Source organism: Rhizobium sp. SYY.PMSO (assembly GCF_046840415.1).
Taxonomy (GTDB): Bacteria; Pseudomonadota; Alphaproteobacteria; order Rhizobiales; family Rhizobiaceae; genus Rhizobium.
In genome coordinates, this window is the sequence record NZ_CP177349.1 from 3,350,024 (window position 1) to 3,367,500 (window position 17,477).

At 63.2% G+C, this 17,477-nt stretch carries 14 protein-coding genes; 7 read left to right on the plus strand and 7 right to left on the minus strand.

All coding sequences use genetic code 11. The features are described from left to right. Nucleotides 1-9: 9 nt before the first annotated feature. The 3 genes from hisH to hisB all read right to left on the minus strand — a co-directional run bounded on the left by hisH (nucleotide 10) and on the right by hisB (nucleotide 1,903). On the minus strand, nucleotides 10-660 hold the full coding sequence (hisH, locus tag ACJJVH_RS16205) for an imidazole glycerol phosphate synthase subunit HisH (RefSeq protein WP_113372148.1): 651 nt from the start codon (nucleotides 658-660) through the stop codon (nucleotides 10-12). 2 nt (nucleotides 661-662) lie between these two features. After that, nucleotides 663-1,160 (minus strand): DUF2628 domain-containing protein, encoded by a 498-nt coding sequence (locus ACJJVH_RS16210; protein WP_113393054.1) that lies wholly within the window; start codon nucleotides 1,158-1,160, stop codon nucleotides 663-665. Between the two features lie 134 nt (nucleotides 1,161-1,294). Further along, nucleotides 1,295-1,903 (minus strand): imidazoleglycerol-phosphate dehydratase HisB, encoded by a 609-nt coding sequence (gene hisB, locus ACJJVH_RS16215; RefSeq protein ID WP_015338215.1) that lies wholly within the window; start codon nucleotides 1,901-1,903, stop codon nucleotides 1,295-1,297. A gap of 215 nt (nucleotides 1,904-2,118) precedes the next feature. Between hisB and hslV the strand changes: the two genes are divergently transcribed. The 6 genes from hslV to ACJJVH_RS16245 all read left to right on the plus strand — a co-directional run bounded on the left by hslV (nucleotide 2,119) and on the right by ACJJVH_RS16245 (nucleotide 11,014). Further along, nucleotides 2,119-2,646 (plus strand): ATP-dependent protease subunit HslV, encoded by a 528-nt coding sequence (gene hslV / locus ACJJVH_RS16220; protein ID WP_112803911.1) that lies wholly within the window; start codon nucleotides 2,119-2,121, stop codon nucleotides 2,644-2,646. 48 nt (nucleotides 2,647-2,694) lie between these two features. Beyond that, complete coding sequence (gene hslU, locus ACJJVH_RS16225; RefSeq protein WP_412064350.1) at nucleotides 2,695-4,005, plus strand: ATP-dependent protease ATPase subunit HslU; 1,311 nt, start codon at nucleotides 2,695-2,697, stop codon at nucleotides 4,003-4,005. 171 nt (nucleotides 4,006-4,176) lie between these two features. Further along, nucleotides 4,177-5,121, plus strand: a complete 945-nt coding sequence (locus tag ACJJVH_RS16230; protein WP_412065185.1) for a DUF1402 family protein — start codon at nucleotides 4,177-4,179, stop codon at nucleotides 5,119-5,121. Between the two features lie 119 nt (nucleotides 5,122-5,240). Next, nucleotides 5,241-6,635 carry a cytochrome P450 gene (locus tag ACJJVH_RS16235; RefSeq protein ID WP_113360384.1) on the plus strand — a complete coding sequence of 465 codons (1,395 nt, stop codon included), beginning with the start codon at nucleotides 5,241-5,243 and terminating at the stop codon, nucleotides 6,633-6,635. A gap of 87 nt (nucleotides 6,636-6,722) precedes the next feature. After that, on the plus strand, nucleotides 6,723-8,726 hold the full coding sequence (locus ACJJVH_RS16240) for a hydantoinase/oxoprolinase N-terminal domain-containing protein (protein WP_412064351.1): 2,004 nt from the start codon (nucleotides 6,723-6,725) through the stop codon (nucleotides 8,724-8,726). A gap of 119 nt (nucleotides 8,727-8,845) precedes the next feature. Then, on the plus strand, nucleotides 8,846-11,014 hold the full coding sequence (locus ACJJVH_RS16245) for a malate synthase G (protein WP_412064352.1): 2,169 nt from the start codon (nucleotides 8,846-8,848) through the stop codon (nucleotides 11,012-11,014). A gap of 266 nt (nucleotides 11,015-11,280) precedes the next feature. On the opposite strand, the gene ACJJVH_RS16250 is transcribed toward ACJJVH_RS16245, so the two are convergent. Further along, nucleotides 11,281-11,955, minus strand: coding sequence for a L,D-transpeptidase (locus tag ACJJVH_RS16250; RefSeq protein WP_112803917.1), 675 nt, complete (start codon nucleotides 11,953-11,955; stop codon nucleotides 11,281-11,283). Between the two features lie 181 nt (nucleotides 11,956-12,136). Between ACJJVH_RS16250 and ACJJVH_RS16255 the strand changes: the two genes are divergently transcribed. Next, nucleotides 12,137-12,625, plus strand: coding sequence for an MmcB family DNA repair protein (locus ACJJVH_RS16255; RefSeq protein ID WP_112803918.1), 489 nt, complete (start codon nucleotides 12,137-12,139; stop codon nucleotides 12,623-12,625). 62 nt (nucleotides 12,626-12,687) lie between these two features. Here ACJJVH_RS16255 and ACJJVH_RS16260 read toward each other — a convergent pair whose 3' ends face one another. From ACJJVH_RS16260 to hrpB, 3 genes are all read right to left on the minus strand, one after another. After that, nucleotides 12,688-13,275 carry an ActR/PrrA/RegA family redox response regulator transcription factor gene (locus ACJJVH_RS16260; RefSeq protein WP_112803921.1) on the minus strand — a complete coding sequence of 196 codons (588 nt, stop codon included), beginning with the start codon at nucleotides 13,273-13,275 and terminating at the stop codon, nucleotides 12,688-12,690. A gap of 76 nt (nucleotides 13,276-13,351) precedes the next feature. Continuing rightward, nucleotides 13,352-14,644: an ActS/PrrB/RegB family redox-sensitive histidine kinase gene (locus ACJJVH_RS16265; RefSeq protein WP_412065186.1), complete on the minus strand. Its 1,293-nt coding sequence runs from the start codon at nucleotides 14,642-14,644 to the stop codon at nucleotides 13,352-13,354. 47 nt (nucleotides 14,645-14,691) lie between these two features. Continuing rightward, the gene (gene hrpB / locus ACJJVH_RS16270) at nucleotides 14,692-17,169 is read right to left on the minus strand and encodes an ATP-dependent helicase HrpB (protein ID WP_412064353.1); all 2,478 of its coding nucleotides are present in this window, start codon (nucleotides 17,167-17,169) and stop codon (nucleotides 14,692-14,694) included. Nucleotides 17,170-17,477: the final 308 nt, after the last annotated feature.

Consider the following 17,477-nt stretch of genomic DNA (forward strand, 5'->3'; position numbering starts at 1 on the left):
GCGCGAGCCTTACGGCTTCCAGCGCAGGAAATTGGCGATCAGGGCGAGACCGAGCTTCTGGCTCTTTTCCGGGTGGAACTGCGCGCCGGCGATATTGTCGCGGCCGACGAAGGCGGTCATCGGCCCGCCATAGTTCGTCGTCGCGATGACGTCATCGCTGTGGTCGGCCGCCAGATGATAGGAATGGACGAAATAGGCGTGCAGGCCGTCCGGCCCGGTCGCGATCCCGTCGAACAGCGCATGCGGGTGGCGCAGATCCAGCGTATTCCAGCCGATCTGCGGGATTTTCAGGCTGGGGTCGTTTGGCGTCATTTCCTTGACGTCGCCCTTGATCCAGCCGAAGCCCTGCGTGATCGTCTTTTCCAGACCGCGCGACGACATCAGCTGCATGCCGACGCAGATGCCGAGGAAAGGGCGGCCCTTGTGTTCCACGACATCGACGATTGCTTCCGACATGCCGGGCACGGCATCGAGGCCGCGGCGGCAGTCCGCATAGGCGCCGACGCCGGGAAGCACGATGCGGTCCGCGGTGGCCACGCGCTCGGCATCATCGGTCAGGTCGATCTCCGCGTCGATGCCGGCTTCGCGAGCGGCGCGCTCGAAAGCCTTGGTGGCCGAGCGCAGATTGCCGGAACCATAGTCGATAATCGCGACGCGCATGGTCAGCGTCCTCCATCATAGCCGGGAAGGCCGAAGCTCGGGCCTGGGCGGCCGGTATTCTTACTGGTGGCAGGGATATCCCAATTTTTCGGATGGATATCCGGATTTGGTTCCTGCTCCAGCTCGGAAAAGTGGATTTCCTCCGCCGTCGCCAGATCGTGCGCCGAGACGAGATTGCGTACGTTCCAGCCGCGCCCGACAAGGCGATCGCCGAGCGTATGCGGGCCTTCGAGGGCGGCGAGAACATGCACCCCGAGCAGCAGTGCCGCGCCGGCGGCAAGGAAGCCCGGCTGCCGCATCAGCTCCAGCGCAATGCCCTGCAGCAGGAAGGCAGCAATCGCATGCAGCCAAAGCCGATGGAAAAGCATCCAGACCGTCGGAAACAGGAACGCCTTCCATGAAAAACCGTCACGGATGAACCGCGTCCCGTCGCGATACCGGTCCGATGTTTCGGATCGGTTCGGCGCTCCGGGCGGAGTCAAAATCAGATAGCTTGCCATTCTTCACTTCCCCAGGTTGGGGCTTAGAGTATGATGCCGAAAAGTGTACGCGGTTTTCGGACGGCATCATGCTCTATTTCTTTGATTTTAAAGCCGGATGATTTTCGGTCGAAGCGACCGAAAATCATCCGGCTTTAGGCGAGCGTGCCTTTGGTCGAGGGCACCCGTCCTGCCTGCCGCGGATCGATCTCGGTTGCGGTGCGCAGCGCACGCGCAACGGCCTTGAAGCATGTCTCGGCTATATGGTGATTGTTGGCGCCATAATGATTGAGGATATGTAGCGTGATGCCGGCGTTTTGCGCCAGCGCCTGGAAGAATTCGCGCACCAGTTCGGTATCGAAGGTGCCGATCTTCGGGGCGCTGAACGAAACGTTCCAGACGAGGAACGGCCGGCCGGAAAGATCGACGGCCGCCTTCGTCATCGTCTCGTCCATGGCAAGGTCGATGGAGGCGTAGCGGGTGATGCCGCGCCGGTCGCCCAGCGCCTTGGCAATCGCCTGGCCGATCGCGATGCCGGTATCCTCGACGGCATGATGATCGTCGACATGCAAGTCGCCCTTAGTGTCGATCTCCATGTCGATCAGCGAATGTCGCGACAGCTGCTCCAGCATATGGTCGAAGAAGCCGACTCCCGTCGAAATCGTCGATTTGCCGCTGCCGTCGATATTGACGGAAACGGAGACCGAGGTCTCGTTGGTCTTGCGGGAAACGCTTGCCGTGCGGCTCGCTGCGGTCTCTGCCATGGGCTGCTCCATCGGAATGACGGCCGTTCCTTATCAGGCGCATCGGGAAATATCCAGAAGTTACGCGCGGGCCTGGCGCGTTTAGCCGGCGTGCCGCCATCATTCGGCCGTGACTGCCATTTGCAATCGCGCAAACCCCTCTTACATAGGGTGCTGACGGGGCTGATGCGCGGCCCGGCAGAACGCCCGCCGGAACGGGGGCAAACAGGTGTTAAATGACGACAATCGTGACTATTCGCAAGAACGGCAAGGTCGTGATGGCTGGTGATGGCCAGGTGAGCCTTGGCCAGACGGTAATGAAGGGCAATGCGCGCAAGGTTCGCCGCATCGGCAAGGGCGATGTCATCGCCGGTTTCGCCGGCGCGACCGCCGATGCCTTCACCCTGCTCGAGCGCCTTGAAAAGAAGCTCGAACAATATCCCGGCCAGTTGATGCGCGCCGCCGTCGAGCTCGCCAAGGATTGGCGCACCGACAAATATCTGCGCAACCTCGAAGCCATGATGCTGGTTGCCGATAAAAACGTAACGCTCGCGATCACCGGCAACGGCGATGTGCTCGAGCCCGAACATGGCGCCATGGCAATCGGCTCCGGCGGCAATTTCGCGCTCGCCGCCGCGCGTGCGCTGATGGACAGCGACAAATCCGCCGAGGATGTCGCCCGCCGTGCCCTCGATATCGCTGCCGACATCTGCGTTTACACCAATCATAACGTGATCGTCGAAACGCTGGATGCCGAAGCCTGAGACGGTTCCTCTCTTGATAGTTTCTAGCCCTGACAGGGAACACGCGAAATGACCACTTTTTCCCCCCGCGAGATCGTTTCCGAACTCGACCGCTATATTGTCGGCCAGCATGAGGCCAAGCGCGCCGTGGCGATTGCGTTGCGCAACCGCTGGCGCCGGCAGCAGCTCGAACCCGAGCTGCGCGACGAAGTCATGCCCAAGAATATCCTGATGATCGGGCCGACCGGCGTCGGCAAGACGGAAATCTCCCGCCGCCTCGCCAAGCTTGCCGGTGCGCCCTTCATCAAGGTCGAAGCCACGAAGTTCACCGAAGTCGGCTATGTCGGCCGCGACGTCGAGCAGATCATCCGCGATCTCGTCGAAGTCGGCATCGGCCTGGTGCGCGAAAAGAAGCGCGCCGAGGTGCAGGCCAAGGCGCATATGAGCGCCGAAGAGCGCGTGCTCGATGCGCTTGTCGGCGCCACGGCGTCGCCGGCAACGCGCGACAGCTTCCGCAAGAAGCTGCGCGATGGCCAGCTCGACGACAAGGAAATCGACATCGAAGTGGCCGATACCGGCTCCGGCATGCCCGGCGGTTTCGAAATCCCCGGCATGCCCGGCGCCAATATCGGCGTGCTCAACCTCTCCGAAATGTTCGGCAAGGCCATGGGCGGCCGTACGAAAAAGGTACGCACGACGGTCAAGGATTCCTACAAGGAGTTGATCCGCGACGAATCCGACAAGCTGATCGACAATGAGGCGATCCAGCGCGAAGCCGTGCGCTCGGCGGAAAATGACGGCATCGTCTTCCTCGACGAGATCGACAAGATCGCGGCCCGCGATGGCGGCGTCGGCGCCGGTGTTTCCCGCGAGGGCGTCCAGCGCGACCTGCTGCCGCTGGTCGAAGGCACGACGGTTTCGACGAAGTATGGCCCGGTCAAGACCGACCATATCCTCTTCATCGCCTCCGGCGCCTTCCATGTCGCCAAGCCTTCGGATCTGCTGCCGGAACTGCAGGGCCGCCTGCCGATCCGCGTCGAACTCCGTCCGCTGACCAAGGAAGATTTCCGCCGCATCCTCACCGAGCCACAGGCGAGCCTCATCCGGCAGTACAAGGCGCTGATGGAAACGGAAGACCTGAAGCTCGACTTCACCGACGACGCCATCGACGCTCTTGCCGATGTCGCCGTGCATCTGAACTCCACCGTCGAGAATATCGGCGCCCGCCGCCTGCAGACGGTCATGGAGCGGGTGCTCGACGAGATTTCCTACAACGCGTCGGATCGTGCCGGCGTATCGGTGACCATCGATGCCACCTATGTCCGAGAGCATGTCGGCGACCTCGCAAGCAATACCGACCTGTCCCGCTTCATCCTGTAGCGGACCGGCAAAGACGGTTTAAAACAGTAAACACTCGACAGCGGGCCGTTAACTTTTTAGTTAGGGGCCCGTTTCTTTGTGTCGGATGGCTTTATTCGGCCAAGATTATCCGTCAGGCAGCCGCACGGAAACATCGGTTGAAACTTCGACAGGACAGCCATCTTGCGACGTATGCTGATCATTGCTCTTCTGGCCGTTGCCAGCCTTTCCTGGATCCCCGCCCATGCGGATGCTGCAACGACGGTGCCTCCGGGCAACCGCAATGCCGAGCAGCCGCCGGTTCCCGGCGCCTCCGTTCGCCGCACGCGCGGCACCAACTCCACCTTCGAGCGCAAATACCAGAAGGTCCGCGAGTTGCTGGCGACGGATACCAGGCTGATGTCGAAGATCAAATCGACGGCGCGGGCCTACGGTATCGACCCCATTCACATCATCGGCGCGCTCGTCGGCGAGCATACCTACAACGTCGATGCCTATGACGGCCTGCAATCCTACTACGTCAAGGCCGCATCCTATGCCGGCCAGAACTTCCGTTTTGCCTATGACGGCGAAAACGTCGACGATTTCGTCGCCCGGCCGCAATTCGACGCGTGCAAGAGCAAGAAGGATTCCTACAGTCTCTGGATCTGCCGCGAGGATGTCTGGGAAGACGATTTTCGCGGCAAGACGGTCGGCGGCAAATCCTATCCGGACAATCGTTTCAGCGCGGTCTTCTTCCAGCCCTTCTATGCCGGCCAGACCTTCGGTCTCGGGCAGGTCAATCCGCTGACGGCGCTGGAACTCTCCGATCTCGTCAGCCGCACCTCGGGCATTGCGAAGCTGGATGAGAAGGATGCCGGCGGCGTCTACAAGGCGATCATGGATCCCGACCTTTCGCTGGCTTTTGTGGCGGCCTCGATCCGCAAGTCGATCGACGACTATCGCTCGATTGCCGGCATGGATATTTCGGACAATCCCGGCATCACCGCGACGCTCTACAATCTCGGCAACTCCCGCAAGCGCGCCGCCGCCTTGGCCGCCAGGAACCGCGGCTCCTCGCAGCCGGTCTGGCCCGAAGAGAATTACTACGGCTGGCTTATCAACGATAAGCTGAGCGACCTGAAGTCGCTGCTTTAGACATCGGACGCGACGTTTTATCGTCTGGATTTTGCCGGTGGCGTTCACCATATCGGATGGGTGCGCCGCTTCGGCCGCATGAATGGAGCAAAGCCCGGTCTTCGAGGAGAATTGATCCGATGGACATGCTACCGGAAGCCTTCTCCCCGCCGGCGCCGATCCCGCGCACCATCCCCCCGTCGCGCTGGACGATCATCAAGACCATCCTGCGCAATCCGCTCGAACTCTGGGGCGAGCCCTCCTATACGCTGCCCTGGATCAAGGCGAAGTTCTTCAGCGAGCAGACGCTGATCGTCAACGATCCCGGTCTGATCAAGCATGTTCTGGTCGATAATGCCGCCAATTACCGCATGGCCGATATCCGCCAGCTCGTGCTGCGGCCGATCCTGCGTGACGGTCTGCTGACGGCGGAGGGCCCGGTCTGGAAGCGTTCGCGCAAGGCGGTGGCACCGGTATTCACGCCGCGCCATGCCCAGGGCTTTGCCGGCCAGATGCTGAGCCAGAGCCTTGAATACCTGCAGAAATACGAGGATATCGGCAGCGAAGGCGCGGTGTTCGATCTCGCCGTGGACATGACCGAAATGACCTTCGCCATTCTGGCGGAAACGTTGTTTTCAGGCGAAATCGTCACGGAAGGCGAGCATTTCGCCGACGATGTCAACGAGCTGCTGCATCGCATGGGCCGGGTCGACCCGATGGATCTCCTGCGCGCGCCTGGATGGGTGCCGCGCATCACCCGCATCGGCGGCCGGCGCATGCTCGACAAGTTCCGCGGCATCGTCCGCAACACCATGGACCTGCGTCTGGAAAAGATGCGCAGCGACCGTGCCGGCGCGCCGGACGACTTCCTGACGCTGCTTCTGGAAAAGGCCGGCCCCGACGGCCTGACGATGGAGGAGATCGAGGACAATATCCTCACCTTCATCGGCGCCGGCCATGAGACGACCGCCCGCGCACTGGCCTGGACGCTCTATTGCGTGGCCAACAGCCCGCACATCCGTCAGGCCATGGAAGAGGAAATAGACAGGGTGCTTGCGACCGATGCCGAACCGGTCGCCTGGCTCGACCTGATGCCGCATGTCCGCGCCGCCTTCGAGGAGGCCATGCGCCTCTACCCGCCGGCGCCGTCGATCAATCGCGCCGCGATCGCCGACGACGAATGGACGAGCGCCAAGGGCGAGCGCGTGACCATCCCGAAGGACATTACCGTCCTCATCATGCCGTGGACGCTGCACCGCCACGAGCTCTACTGGGAAAAGCCGCGCGCCTTCATGCCGGAACGCTTTCTTCCGGAGAACCGCGGCAAGATCAATCGTTTCCAGTACCTGCCCTTCGGCGCCGGCCCACGCGTCTGCATCGGCGCCACTTTCGCGCTTCAGGAAGCGGTCATCGCCCTTGCCGTGATGATGCGCCGCTTCCGCTTCGACCCGACCGAAGAGACCGATCCCTGGCCGGTGCAGAAGCTGACGACCCAGCCGCGCGGCGGATTGCCGATGCGGGTGACACGACGGTAAGACTGTTTTTGCCGCTTGCCAGCTAGCGGCCCGGCCCGGAAGGGTGCAATAACGGCATCGCAGTGCATTCAAGGGCTGGATATTGTCGTGACCTCTCATTTCCTGCTCGGCATCGATACGGGTGGAACCTATACCGATGCCGTTCTCTTCCATGAAACCGATGGCGTGATCGCCAAGGCGAAATCGCTGACCACGCGGCATGATCTCGCCGTCGGCATTGCCGGCGCCGTCGATGCCGTCATCGCCAAGACCAAAATTCCCGTCTCGGCGATCGGTCTGGTATCGCTGTCGACCACGCTCGCAACCAACGCGCTGGTGGAAGGGCAGGGCGGCCGCGCCGGGTTGATCATGATCGGCTTCGGCCCGGACGATCTCAAGCGCGACGGCCTTGCCGAAGCGCTCGGATCCGATCCCGTGCTCTATCTCCCCGGCGGCCACAATGTTCACGGCACCGAAAATCCGCTCGATCTGACGGCATTGCGCGACGCATTGCCGGATCTGGCGAAATCGGTCTCCTCTTTTGCCGTTGCCGGCTATTTTGCCGTGCGGAATCCGGCTCATGAAATCCGGGTGCGCGATTGTATCCGCGAGCTCTCGCATCTGCCCGTCACCTGTAGCCACGAACTCTCCTCCAAGCTCGGCGGCCCGCGCCGCGCCTTGACGACACTGCTCAATGCCCGCCTCGTCTCGATGATCGACCGTCTCGTCGGCGCCTGCGAAGGATTTTTGACGACGCGCGGCATTTCCGCGCCGATGATGGTGGTGCGCGGCGACGGCGCGCTCATTTCCGCTGCGGAGGCCAGGCTCCGGCCGATCGAGACCATTCTGTCGGGTCCCGCCGCAAGTCTTGTCGGCGCGCGCTATCTTACCGGTCTCGACGCAGCCGTGGTTTCCGATATCGGCGGCACCACCACCGACGTTGCCGTCATGGAGGATGGCCGGCCGCGGCTCGATGCCGATGGCGCGGTGGTCGGGGGCTATCGCACCATGGTCGAGGCCGTCGCCATGCGCACCTATGGCCTCGGCGGCGATTCCGAGGTGAAGATCAACGATCGCGGCCTCATCGCCGCCTTCGAACTCGGCCCGCGCCGTCTGCTCCCGCTGAGCCTCGCCGCCCACATGCATGGCGAAGCGGTACTCGATGTCTTGGAACAGCAGTTGCGAGCGCCGCATCTGGGCCGCAATGCCGGCCGCTTTGCGCTGCGTACCGGTGTGCCGGATCATCTGGCGAGCGGTCTCACCGCGCCGGAGCAGGCGCTGTTCGACAGGATCGGCACCGTTCCTGCGGCGCTCGACAAGCTTCTGACGATGACGTCGCAGAAGGCGACGCTGGACCGGCTTGTCGCGCGGGGCCTCGTGCATCTGAGCGGCCTGACGCCTTCGGATGCCATGCATGTGCTCGGCCGGCAGAGCCAGTGGAACGAGCCGGCGGCCCGCCTCGGACTGGCCCTGGCGATGCGGCTGAAGGATGGCTCCGGCCGCGCCATCGCCGCATCCGTCGAGGAGCTCGCGCAGAAAATCGTCGATCGCCTGACCCGACAGTCGGCCGACGTCATTCTTGCCGCCTGCCTCGCCGAGGATGGCGTTGCCGATCTCGATCCGGCCAGATCGATCTCCATCGACCGTGCGCTACGCCGTGCGCCGGGGATCGCCCGCTTCACCATTTCGCTCGATCGCCCGCTTGTCGGGCTCGGCGCTTCCGCCTCCGTCTACTATCCCGCGATTGCGGAGATGCTGGCGACCGAAAGCGCCATTCCCGCCGATTCGGATGTCGCCAATGCCGTCGGCGCCGTGGTCGGGCAGGTGCGGGCCAGTGCCGTTGTCTTCGTCACCATGCCGGAGGATGGCATCTACGTCCTGAACGGCGCCGGCGAGAGCCTGCGCTTTACCGACGAGAACCGGAGCTTTGCCGATGCCCGTTCGCGCGCCGTCGAGGCCGCGATGGCGCAGGCACGGTTGAATGGCGCGGTCGACCTCGTCGTGGCGATGGACGAACAGGTGGATGCGCCGGAGGTCGAGGGCAATCGCAAGCTGATCGAGGCGCGGTTCATAGCCACCGCCAGCGGCCGTCCGCGCATCGCGGCGGATTGACTGTTTCCAGAGAGGCATAAATCTTTCGAATTATTTCCAAATTGACGGAAGGCGAAACAATCAACAAAGTGGCAGCATATGAAAATTGAGCCGTAACACGGCCTTGAGGAGTATTTGGCATGAGCCGCATTGAGAAAAACGGGCTTCAGATCGAACCGGTACTGTATGATTTCCTCGTCAAGGAGGCCCTTCCGGGTTCGGGCGTGGATCCGGATGCCTTCTTTGCCGGCCTCTCCGAAATCGTTCACGATCTTGCGCCCCGGAATCGCGAGCTGCTTGCCAAGCGCGACCGCATGCAGGCATCGCTCGACGACTGGTATCGCAAGAACGGCGCCCCCGTCGATCTCGCCGCCTATGAGGCCTTCCTCCGCGATATCGGCTATATCGTGCCCGAAGGCCCGGCCTTTACGATTTCGACGGCCAATGTCGATCCCGAAATATCGGAGATTGCCGGCCCGCAGCTCGTCGTTCCCGTCATGAATGCCCGCTATGCCCTGAACGCGGCCAATGCCCGCTGGGGATCGCTTTATGACGCCCTCTACGGCACCGATGCCATTCCCGAGACCGACGGCGCCGAGAAGGGCAAGGGATATAACCCCAAGCGCGGCGAAAAGGTCATTGCCTGGGTCCGCGATTTTCTTGATTCCGCCGTGCCGCTCGACGGGGCGAGCTGGAAGGATGTTACCGGCCTTGCCGTGAAGAATGGCGCGCTGGCGATTGCCATCAGGGGCGGCGCCGCGAAACTGGCGGATGGCAGCCATTTCGCCGGTTATCTCGGCGATGCGGCAGCGCCGACGCATATCCTGCTGAAGCAGAACGGCATCCATATCGAAATCGTCATCGACGCCACCACCGCCATCGGCAAGACCGACCCGGCCGGTATTTCCGACGTCCGCCTGGAATCGGCGATCACGACGATCATGGACTGCGAGGATTCGATCGCGGCCGTCGATGCCGAGGACAAGGCCGAGGTCTACCGCAACTGGCTCGGCCTGATGAAGGGCGACCTGACGGAAGAGGTCGCCAAGGGCGGCAAGACCTTCACGCGCCGGCTCAATCCGGATGTCGCCTATACCGCGCCTGACGGCAGCACCTTCGACCTGCACTGCCGCTCGCTGATGCTGGTGCGCAATGTCGGCCACCTGATGACCAATCCGGCGATCCTCGACCGTGATGGCAACGAGGTGCCGGAGGGCATCATGGATGCCGCCATCACCGGCCTGATCGCGCTCTACGATATCGGTCCGAACGGCCGCCGCAAGAACTCGCGCACCGGCTCCATGTATGTCGTCAAGCCGAAGATGCATGGTCCCGAGGAAGTCGCCTTCGCGGTCGATATCTTCGCGCGCGTCGAAGACCTTCTCGGGATGGCGCGCAACACCATGAAGATGGGCATCATGGACGAGGAGCGCCGCACCACCGTCAACCTCAAGGAAGCCATCCGCGCCGCCCGCGAGCGCGTCGTCTTCATCAATACCGGCTTCCTCGATCGCACCGGCGATGAAATCCATACCTCGATGGAAGCCGGCCCGATGATCCGCAAGGGCGACATGAAGCAGGCGGCCTGGATCGGCGCCTATGAGAACTGGAACGTCGATATCGGCCTTGAATGCGGTCTCTCCGGCCATGCCCAGATCGGCAAGGGCATGTGGGCCATGCCGGATCTGATGGCGGCCATGCTCGAACAGAAGATCGCCCACCCGAAGGCTGGCGCCAACACCGCCTGGGTGCCGTCCCCGACGGCCGCGACGCTGCATGCCACCCATTATCACCGCGTCAACGTTGTCGACGTGCAGAAGAGCCTGAAGAGCCGTGGCCGTGCCAGGCTCTCCGATATTCTCTCCGTGCCGGTCGCCTCCCGACCGAACTGGACGCCTGAGGAAATCCAGCGCGAGATCGACAACAACAGCCAGGGCATTCTCGGCTATGTCGTGCGCTGGGTGGATCAGGGCGTCGGCTGCTCCAAGGTGCCGGATATCAACAATGTCGGCCTCATGGAAGATCGCGCCACCCTGCGCATCTCCGCGCAGCATATGGCGAACTGGCTGCACCACAAGGTCATCACCGAAGCGCAGATTATCGAGACGATGAAGCGTATGGCGGCCGTGGTCGATCGGCAGAATGCCGATGATCCCAACTACATCGCCATGTCAGGCAATTTCGACGGTTCGATCGCCTTCCAGGCCGCCCTCGATCTCGTCCTCAAGGGGCGTGAGCAGCCGAACGGCTATACCGAACCGGTCCTGCATCGTCGCCGCATCGAACTGAAGGCAAGGCAGGCGGGGTAAATCTTCGCTTGCGGCATTTTGCGCCGAAGAGGCGATGCTTGGCAAAAAGCTCCCTCTCCCCGAGGGGAGAGGGCAGGGTGAGGGGAGCCACCGCCAGCACGCAATATTCCAGTTTAAGTATTATCTCTTTGCCGCGCCTCCCCCTCATCCGCCCTTCGGGCACCTTCTCCCCGAGGGGAGAAGGGGGGCAATGTCCAGCCTCAAGAACAAAAAGGCCGCCGGATCGATATCCGGCGGCCTTTTCGTTCAATTCAAGTAGCCAGCGATTACTGGATCACGATGACCTTGGTGCTGCGGCCCGGAAGAACGCGGCTGTAGAGATCGATCACGTCCTGATTGATCAGGCGGATGCAGCCCGAGGAGGCAGCGGTGCCGATCGAAGCCCATTCCGGCGTGCCGTGCAGGCGGAACAGCGTGTCCTGGCCCTTTTCGTTGTAGAGATACATGGCGCGCGCGCCGAGCGGGTTGGAAAGGCCCGGGTTCATGCCGCCATCGACATATTTGGCGATTTCCGGACGGCGGACAGCCATTTCCTTCGGGGGATGCCAATTCGGCCATTCCTGCTTCCAGGCGACATAGGCGGTGCCGGACCAGGAGAAGCCCTGCTTGCCGACGCCGATGCCGTAGCGCATCGCTTCGCCATTGCCGAGGATGTAATAAAGATGACGCTCGCGCGTGTTGACGATGATCGTGCCTTCGGCCTCGTCCGTCTTGTATTCGACGATCTGACGGCGGAACTGCGGCTTCACCTTCTGGATCGGGATCGCCGGCAGCTGAAAGCCGTTGTCGCTGGTCACACCGTAGTCGCCATCGAAAGTCTTGATGGTCTCGGTGGCCGAATTTGCGGTTGCGGCCGGCGCTGCTGCGGCGGTGGTGGCATAGCCAGCCGATGCGAGCATTGCGACAAGGCCGAGTGCGGTCATAGCATTACGGATGCGCATGGTAGTCTCTTGAATTTCGTGGCGGGGAACTGGATGGCTATCAACCATCTTTGTCTACGGTTTATTTTCCATTAAACTTGGCTTTGCAAGCTGCTGTGGCACTACAAAAATAGCGTCAGCGCGCAAATTAGAAGGACATGGTTTTTTTGCAACAACGCTTGGCCTGTCCCCGGGACAATTCATGACGATTTTGAACGTTTACAATAACAATCCGTTAATAGACGGCAGGCAGTCGGAAAGAGCCATGCTCGTGCGCAAGGGCATGCAGTTGTTGCTGCATGAGATGCGCCATGCCGTGCTGCCGGAGCTGCCGCTTGCCAGCGGTCGCCGCGCCGATCTCGTCACTCTTTCGGAAAAGGGCGAAATCTGGATCATCGAGATCAAGACGTCGATCGAGGATTTCCGCGTCGACCGCAAATGGCCGGACTATCGCCTGCATTGCGACAGGCTGTTCTTCGCGACGCACAAGGACGTGCCGCTCGATATATTTCCGGAGGAGTGCGGGCTGTTTCTGTCCGACGGTTACGGCGCCCACATGATCCGCGAGGCGCCGGAGCATCGCCTGCCGCCCGCGACGCGCAAGTCGGTGACGCTCAATTTCTCGCGCGCCGCCGCGCAGCGCCTGCTTCTGGCAGAATGGGCGACGGGCAAGTCCTTTGCTTCCGAATAGATCAGTGAGTCTCCGGCACAATTCCGGACGGAAAACCGCTGCACACTTTTCCTGGAATTGCTCTATTTCGGCGCGCGCTTGGCCAGGATGCGCTGCAGCGTGCGGCGATGCATGTTAAGCCGGCGGGCCGTTTCGGAAACGTTGCGCTCGCACATCTCGTAGACGCGCTGGATGTGCTCCCAGCGCACGCGATCCGCCGACATCGGGTTCTCAGGCACTTCCGCCTTTTCGCCGGGCCGCTGCGTCAGCGCGGCATAGACGTCGTCGGCATCGGCGGGTTTGGCGAGATAGTCGAGCGCGCCGAGTTTGACCGCAGTGACCGCCGTCGCGATGTTTCCGTAACCCGTCAGAACGACGATATGCGTGTCGTCGCGCCGCTGGCGGATCGCCTCGATCACGTCCAGCCCGTTACCGTCGCCAAGGCGAAGATCGACCACGGCATATTTCGGCGGCGTCGCCTTGGATTTGGCAACGCCTTCCGCCACCGACTCCGCCGTCTCGACGTCAAAGCCGCGCGTTTCCATCGCGCGCGCCAGCCTGCGCAGAAAGGGGCCGTCGTCATCGACGATCAGCAAGGTTGCGTCCGGGCCGATATGGGCCGCGTCTTCCTTGGCCCCGACCTGCGGGGCAACGCTTTCTTTATCCGTCATTTTATCTTCTATCCCGGCGATCATCCGCCTGCATATTCTACCGATTTTTGACGATCGCTGTTTTAAGCCGTGAAAATCATTTTGTCGAATTACTGTCGATCAACACGCGCGGCCATTCGACGCGGACGCGCGCGCCCGGCGTCTCCGGATCGCGATTGCCGAAGGAAAGCGCAGCCCCCGAGCGCTCCAGCAGCGTCTTGGCGATGAAGAGGCCGAGCCCGAGGCCGCCGGCGGTGTCGTCACGCTGGCGCGAGGTGACATAGGGTTCGCCGATCCGCGCCAGGATTTCCGGCGAATAGCCGCTGCCGTCGTCTTCGATGGTAATCGCCAGGGTATCGGCGGTATATTCCACCGTGATCGTCACCGTCTTGCGGGCGTAATCGACCGCATTTTCGATGAGATTGCCCAGCCCGTACATGATGCCGGCATTGCGGCCGAGAACCGGCTCGCCGGCACGCGGGCTCTTTTCGATCAGCTCCAGCGCGATCCCGAACTCGCGATGCGGCGCGATGATTTCTTCCATCATGGAAGAGAGCGTCAGCCGCCGCATATGGGCCTCGTCCTCGGAGGAAAGGGTCGTCAGCCGCCTGAGGATGTCGCGGCAACGCTCACTCTGGCTGCGCAGCAGCGCCACGTCCTCACGGAAACGATCGTCCTCGCGCAGTTCCCGTTCCATCTCCTTGGCAACGACGCTGATGGTCGCAAGCGGCGTGCCGAGTTCGTGTGCGGCCGCGGCGGCCAGCCCGTCGAGTTGCGACAGGTGCTTTTCCCGCTGCAGCACGAGTTCGGTCGCCGACAGCGCATCGGCAAGCTGCGAGGCTTCCATGGAGACGCGATAGGCGTAGAAGGCGGCAAAAGCCATGGTGGAGGCGATGGAGCACCAGACCCCGAGCTGCATGACGCTGTGGACGTTGACGGCGACGCCCTGATACCAGGGCAGTGGAAAGGGCGAGAAGGCCAGACCGGTGATGCAGATCATCGCCAGCAGGATCAGCGGCATGCTGTAGCGGATCGGCTGCGAGGCGAAGGAAATGATGACGGGCACGCAGACCAGCGCCGAAAAGGGGTTGGCAAGGCCGCCGGTGATCAGCAGCAGCCCGCAAAGTTGCAGAAGGTCGAGGCTGAGCAGGGCGAAAGCCGCCGGCGGCTCCAGCCGGTGCGTCGGCGGATAGCGCAGCGTCAGGAAGAAATTGATCCAGGCAAGGCAGGCGATCAGCACGCAGCAGGGCAGCAGCGGCATGGGGAATTTCAGCCAGAAGGCGACGATCATCACGGTCACCATCTGGCCGCCGACCGCAAGCCAGCGCAGGCGCACCAGCGTTTGCAGCCGCAGCCGCCGGCTGGTGTGATGGCCCTCCTGTGCCTTCATTTCGGCCTCGGACAGTTTTTCCAGTCCGCGGAAGAAGCGTGCCATTGTCAGGTTCCCCTCGGCTTGGCGCGTGTCGTGGGCAATGCCTCGGCCGGGTCCTCCGGCCAGGGATGCCTCGGATAGCGCCCGCGCATGTCGGCGCGCACGTCCTTCCAGGAACCCGCCCAGAAGCCGGGCAGGTCGCGCGTCGTCTGGATCGGGCGGTGCGCCGGCGATGTCAGCTCCAGCAGCAGCGGCAGCCTGCCGCCGCCGATGGCCGGATGCTGTTTCAGCCCGAACAGCTCCTGGACGCGAATGGTCAGCAGCGGTTCCTCGCCATCATATTGTATGGGATGGCGCTGGCCGGTCGGCGCCTCGAAATGCGTTGGCGCCATGCGGGCGAGATCGCGCTGCAGCTCATGCGGCACCAGCGACAGCAGCCCATTGGAAAGCCCTCCGGCGGTGATATCCGAGAGACCGCGCGCGTCCGCCTGAAACGGCGTGAACCAGTCGTCGAGCCGCGCAAGCAGGGCCTCGTCGCTCATGTCGGGCCAGGGCTCGCCGATCGTCCTGTATAAGAAGCCGATCCTTTCGCGCAACTGCGCGGCGTCCTTCGAGAACGGCAGGACGCCGATGCCGAGTTCGCGAATGCCGTCGGCCAGCGCCTTTGCCGCCTGCTCGCCGGAGGGGCGCGGGAGGGGCGTTTCCTCGAAGATGATGGCGCCCAGCCGCGTTGCCCGCCGCGCCCGCACCTGACGGCTCGCTCTGTCGAAAAAGCTCTGGTCTTCGGTGCGAATCTCGCCAGGCAGATGCTCTTCTATATCGGCGCGCGAAATCTCCGCCGCGGCCAGAATGCGCGCCTGCGCCGCACGGCCGGTCAGATCGGCAATGACAAGCATCTGTGCGCCGGCAAGCCGCTCGGTCTCGGGCAGTTCCGCGCCGCGCCCGTTGGCCATGACGAAGCGGCCGCGGCCGCCGCGCTGCAGGGCGATCCGGTCGGGAAAAGCATGCAGCAGCAGCACGCCCGCGAGCGGAGGGGTGGGAGAGGCTGGGCCGGGATTGCCGCCCGATGCCTGGGCGAGGCGTGCGGCCAGCCGGCGCGCAGCCTCGGCACGCTCGCCCTTTTCCGTCTTGAAGCGGCGCAGCCGGTCCTCCAGATCGATGCTCTGGCCGCCAAGCCCCTGTTCCGTCAATAGCACGGCCAGCAGCGCCGCCTCGCGCGCCTGGCCGAATTCGGCCGCCGATATTACCATCGCCGCCAGCCGCGGCGGCAGGGCGAGCTCGCGCATCAGCCGGCCGCGCGCCGTCAGCCCGTTCTCCGCGTCGAGCGCTCCCAGCTGACGCAGCAAGGCTCGCGCCTCGGCAAGCGTCGTCGCCGGTGGCTGGTCGACGAAGGCAAGCGTTGCCGGGTCCTGCACGCCCCAATGCGCCAGATCGAGCGCCAGCCCGGAAAGATCGCTCGAAAGGATCTGCGGCGGCGTAAAGGCCGGAAGTGCGGCCGTCTGCCCCGGATGCCAAAGGCGAATGGCGACGCCCGGCTCGGTTCGCCCGGCACGGCCGGCGCGCTGGTCCGCAGAGGCGCGCGATACGCGCACCGTTTCGAGCCGCGTGATGCCGGTCGAGGGCTCGAAGACTGGCAGCCGCTGCAGGCCGCTATCGATGACGATCCGCACGCCGTCGATGGTAATGGAGGTTTCGGCGATCGAAGTGGCCAGCACGATCTTGCGCGTGCCCTTTGGCGCGGGCCTTATCGCCGCGTCCTGTTCCTTCTGGCCGAGATTGCCGTAAAGCGGCGCGATTGCCGTTTCCGCTCCGAACCGGCCGTCGAGCCGTTCCGCTGTCCTAGTGATCTCCGCCTGTCCCGGCAGGAAGGCGAGGATCGAGCCCTGCTCGTTCGCATGTGCATCGCGGATCGCCCGCGTCACCGTGTCCTCAATGCGTTCGCCCGCCGGCCGATCCTGATGGCGGATGTCGATCGTAAAGCTGCGGCCCATGCTTTCGATGACGGGCGGATGGCCGAGCAGGCTGGCGACCCGTTCCACATCCAGCGTCGCCGACATGACGAGGATGCGCAGGTCCTCCCGCAGCGCCGATTGCACGTCGAGCGCCAGCGCCAGGCCGAAATCCGCGTCCAGCGAGCGCTCGTGGAATTCGTCGAAGATGACGGTGGAAATACCGGAAAGTTCGGGGTCCTCGAGAATCATCCGCGCGAACACGCCTTCCGTCACCACCTCGATCCGGGTTTTGGACGAGATGCGGTTGTCGAGGCGCATGCGGTAGCCCACGGTATCGCCCACCTGCTCGCCAAGCAGCGAGGCCATGCGGGCGGCGGCTGCCCTTGCGGCCAGCCGCCGTGGCTCCAGCAGAATGATCCGGCCGTCGCCGCGCCATTCCTGGCCCAATAGATAAAGCGGCACCAGCGTCGTCTTGCCGGCGCCGGGCGGTGCGGAAAGCACCGCGCGCCGCTCTCCGGCGAGCGCGCTGCCGATATCGGCAAGTACATGCGAGACCGGAAGTTCCGGCAGGGAAGGCGTCCTGTTGCTCACACTTGGCGGTCCCGCATATATCGGTCGGCAAGAATGGCGGCGGCCGGATGTTTGAGGGCTGCAGGCAGCGCCGGCCGGGACAGCCCGGCTCGTCTCTGCCCTTCACTGAGAAGCAACATGCTTCACTCCATCTGATTGCTCGATTTCTATTAGGTCCTGGGCGCTCGCCTGGCAATGAGAGCCGGACGGGAGGTGCTGACGGAAGCGCAGGGGCCGATTTGCACGCAGTTGCATGCCCGATTCCGAAGGCAGGCGCAAAACGAATCCCCGGAACTGCCTACTCTTAAGAAATTATGCTCTAATTTTTG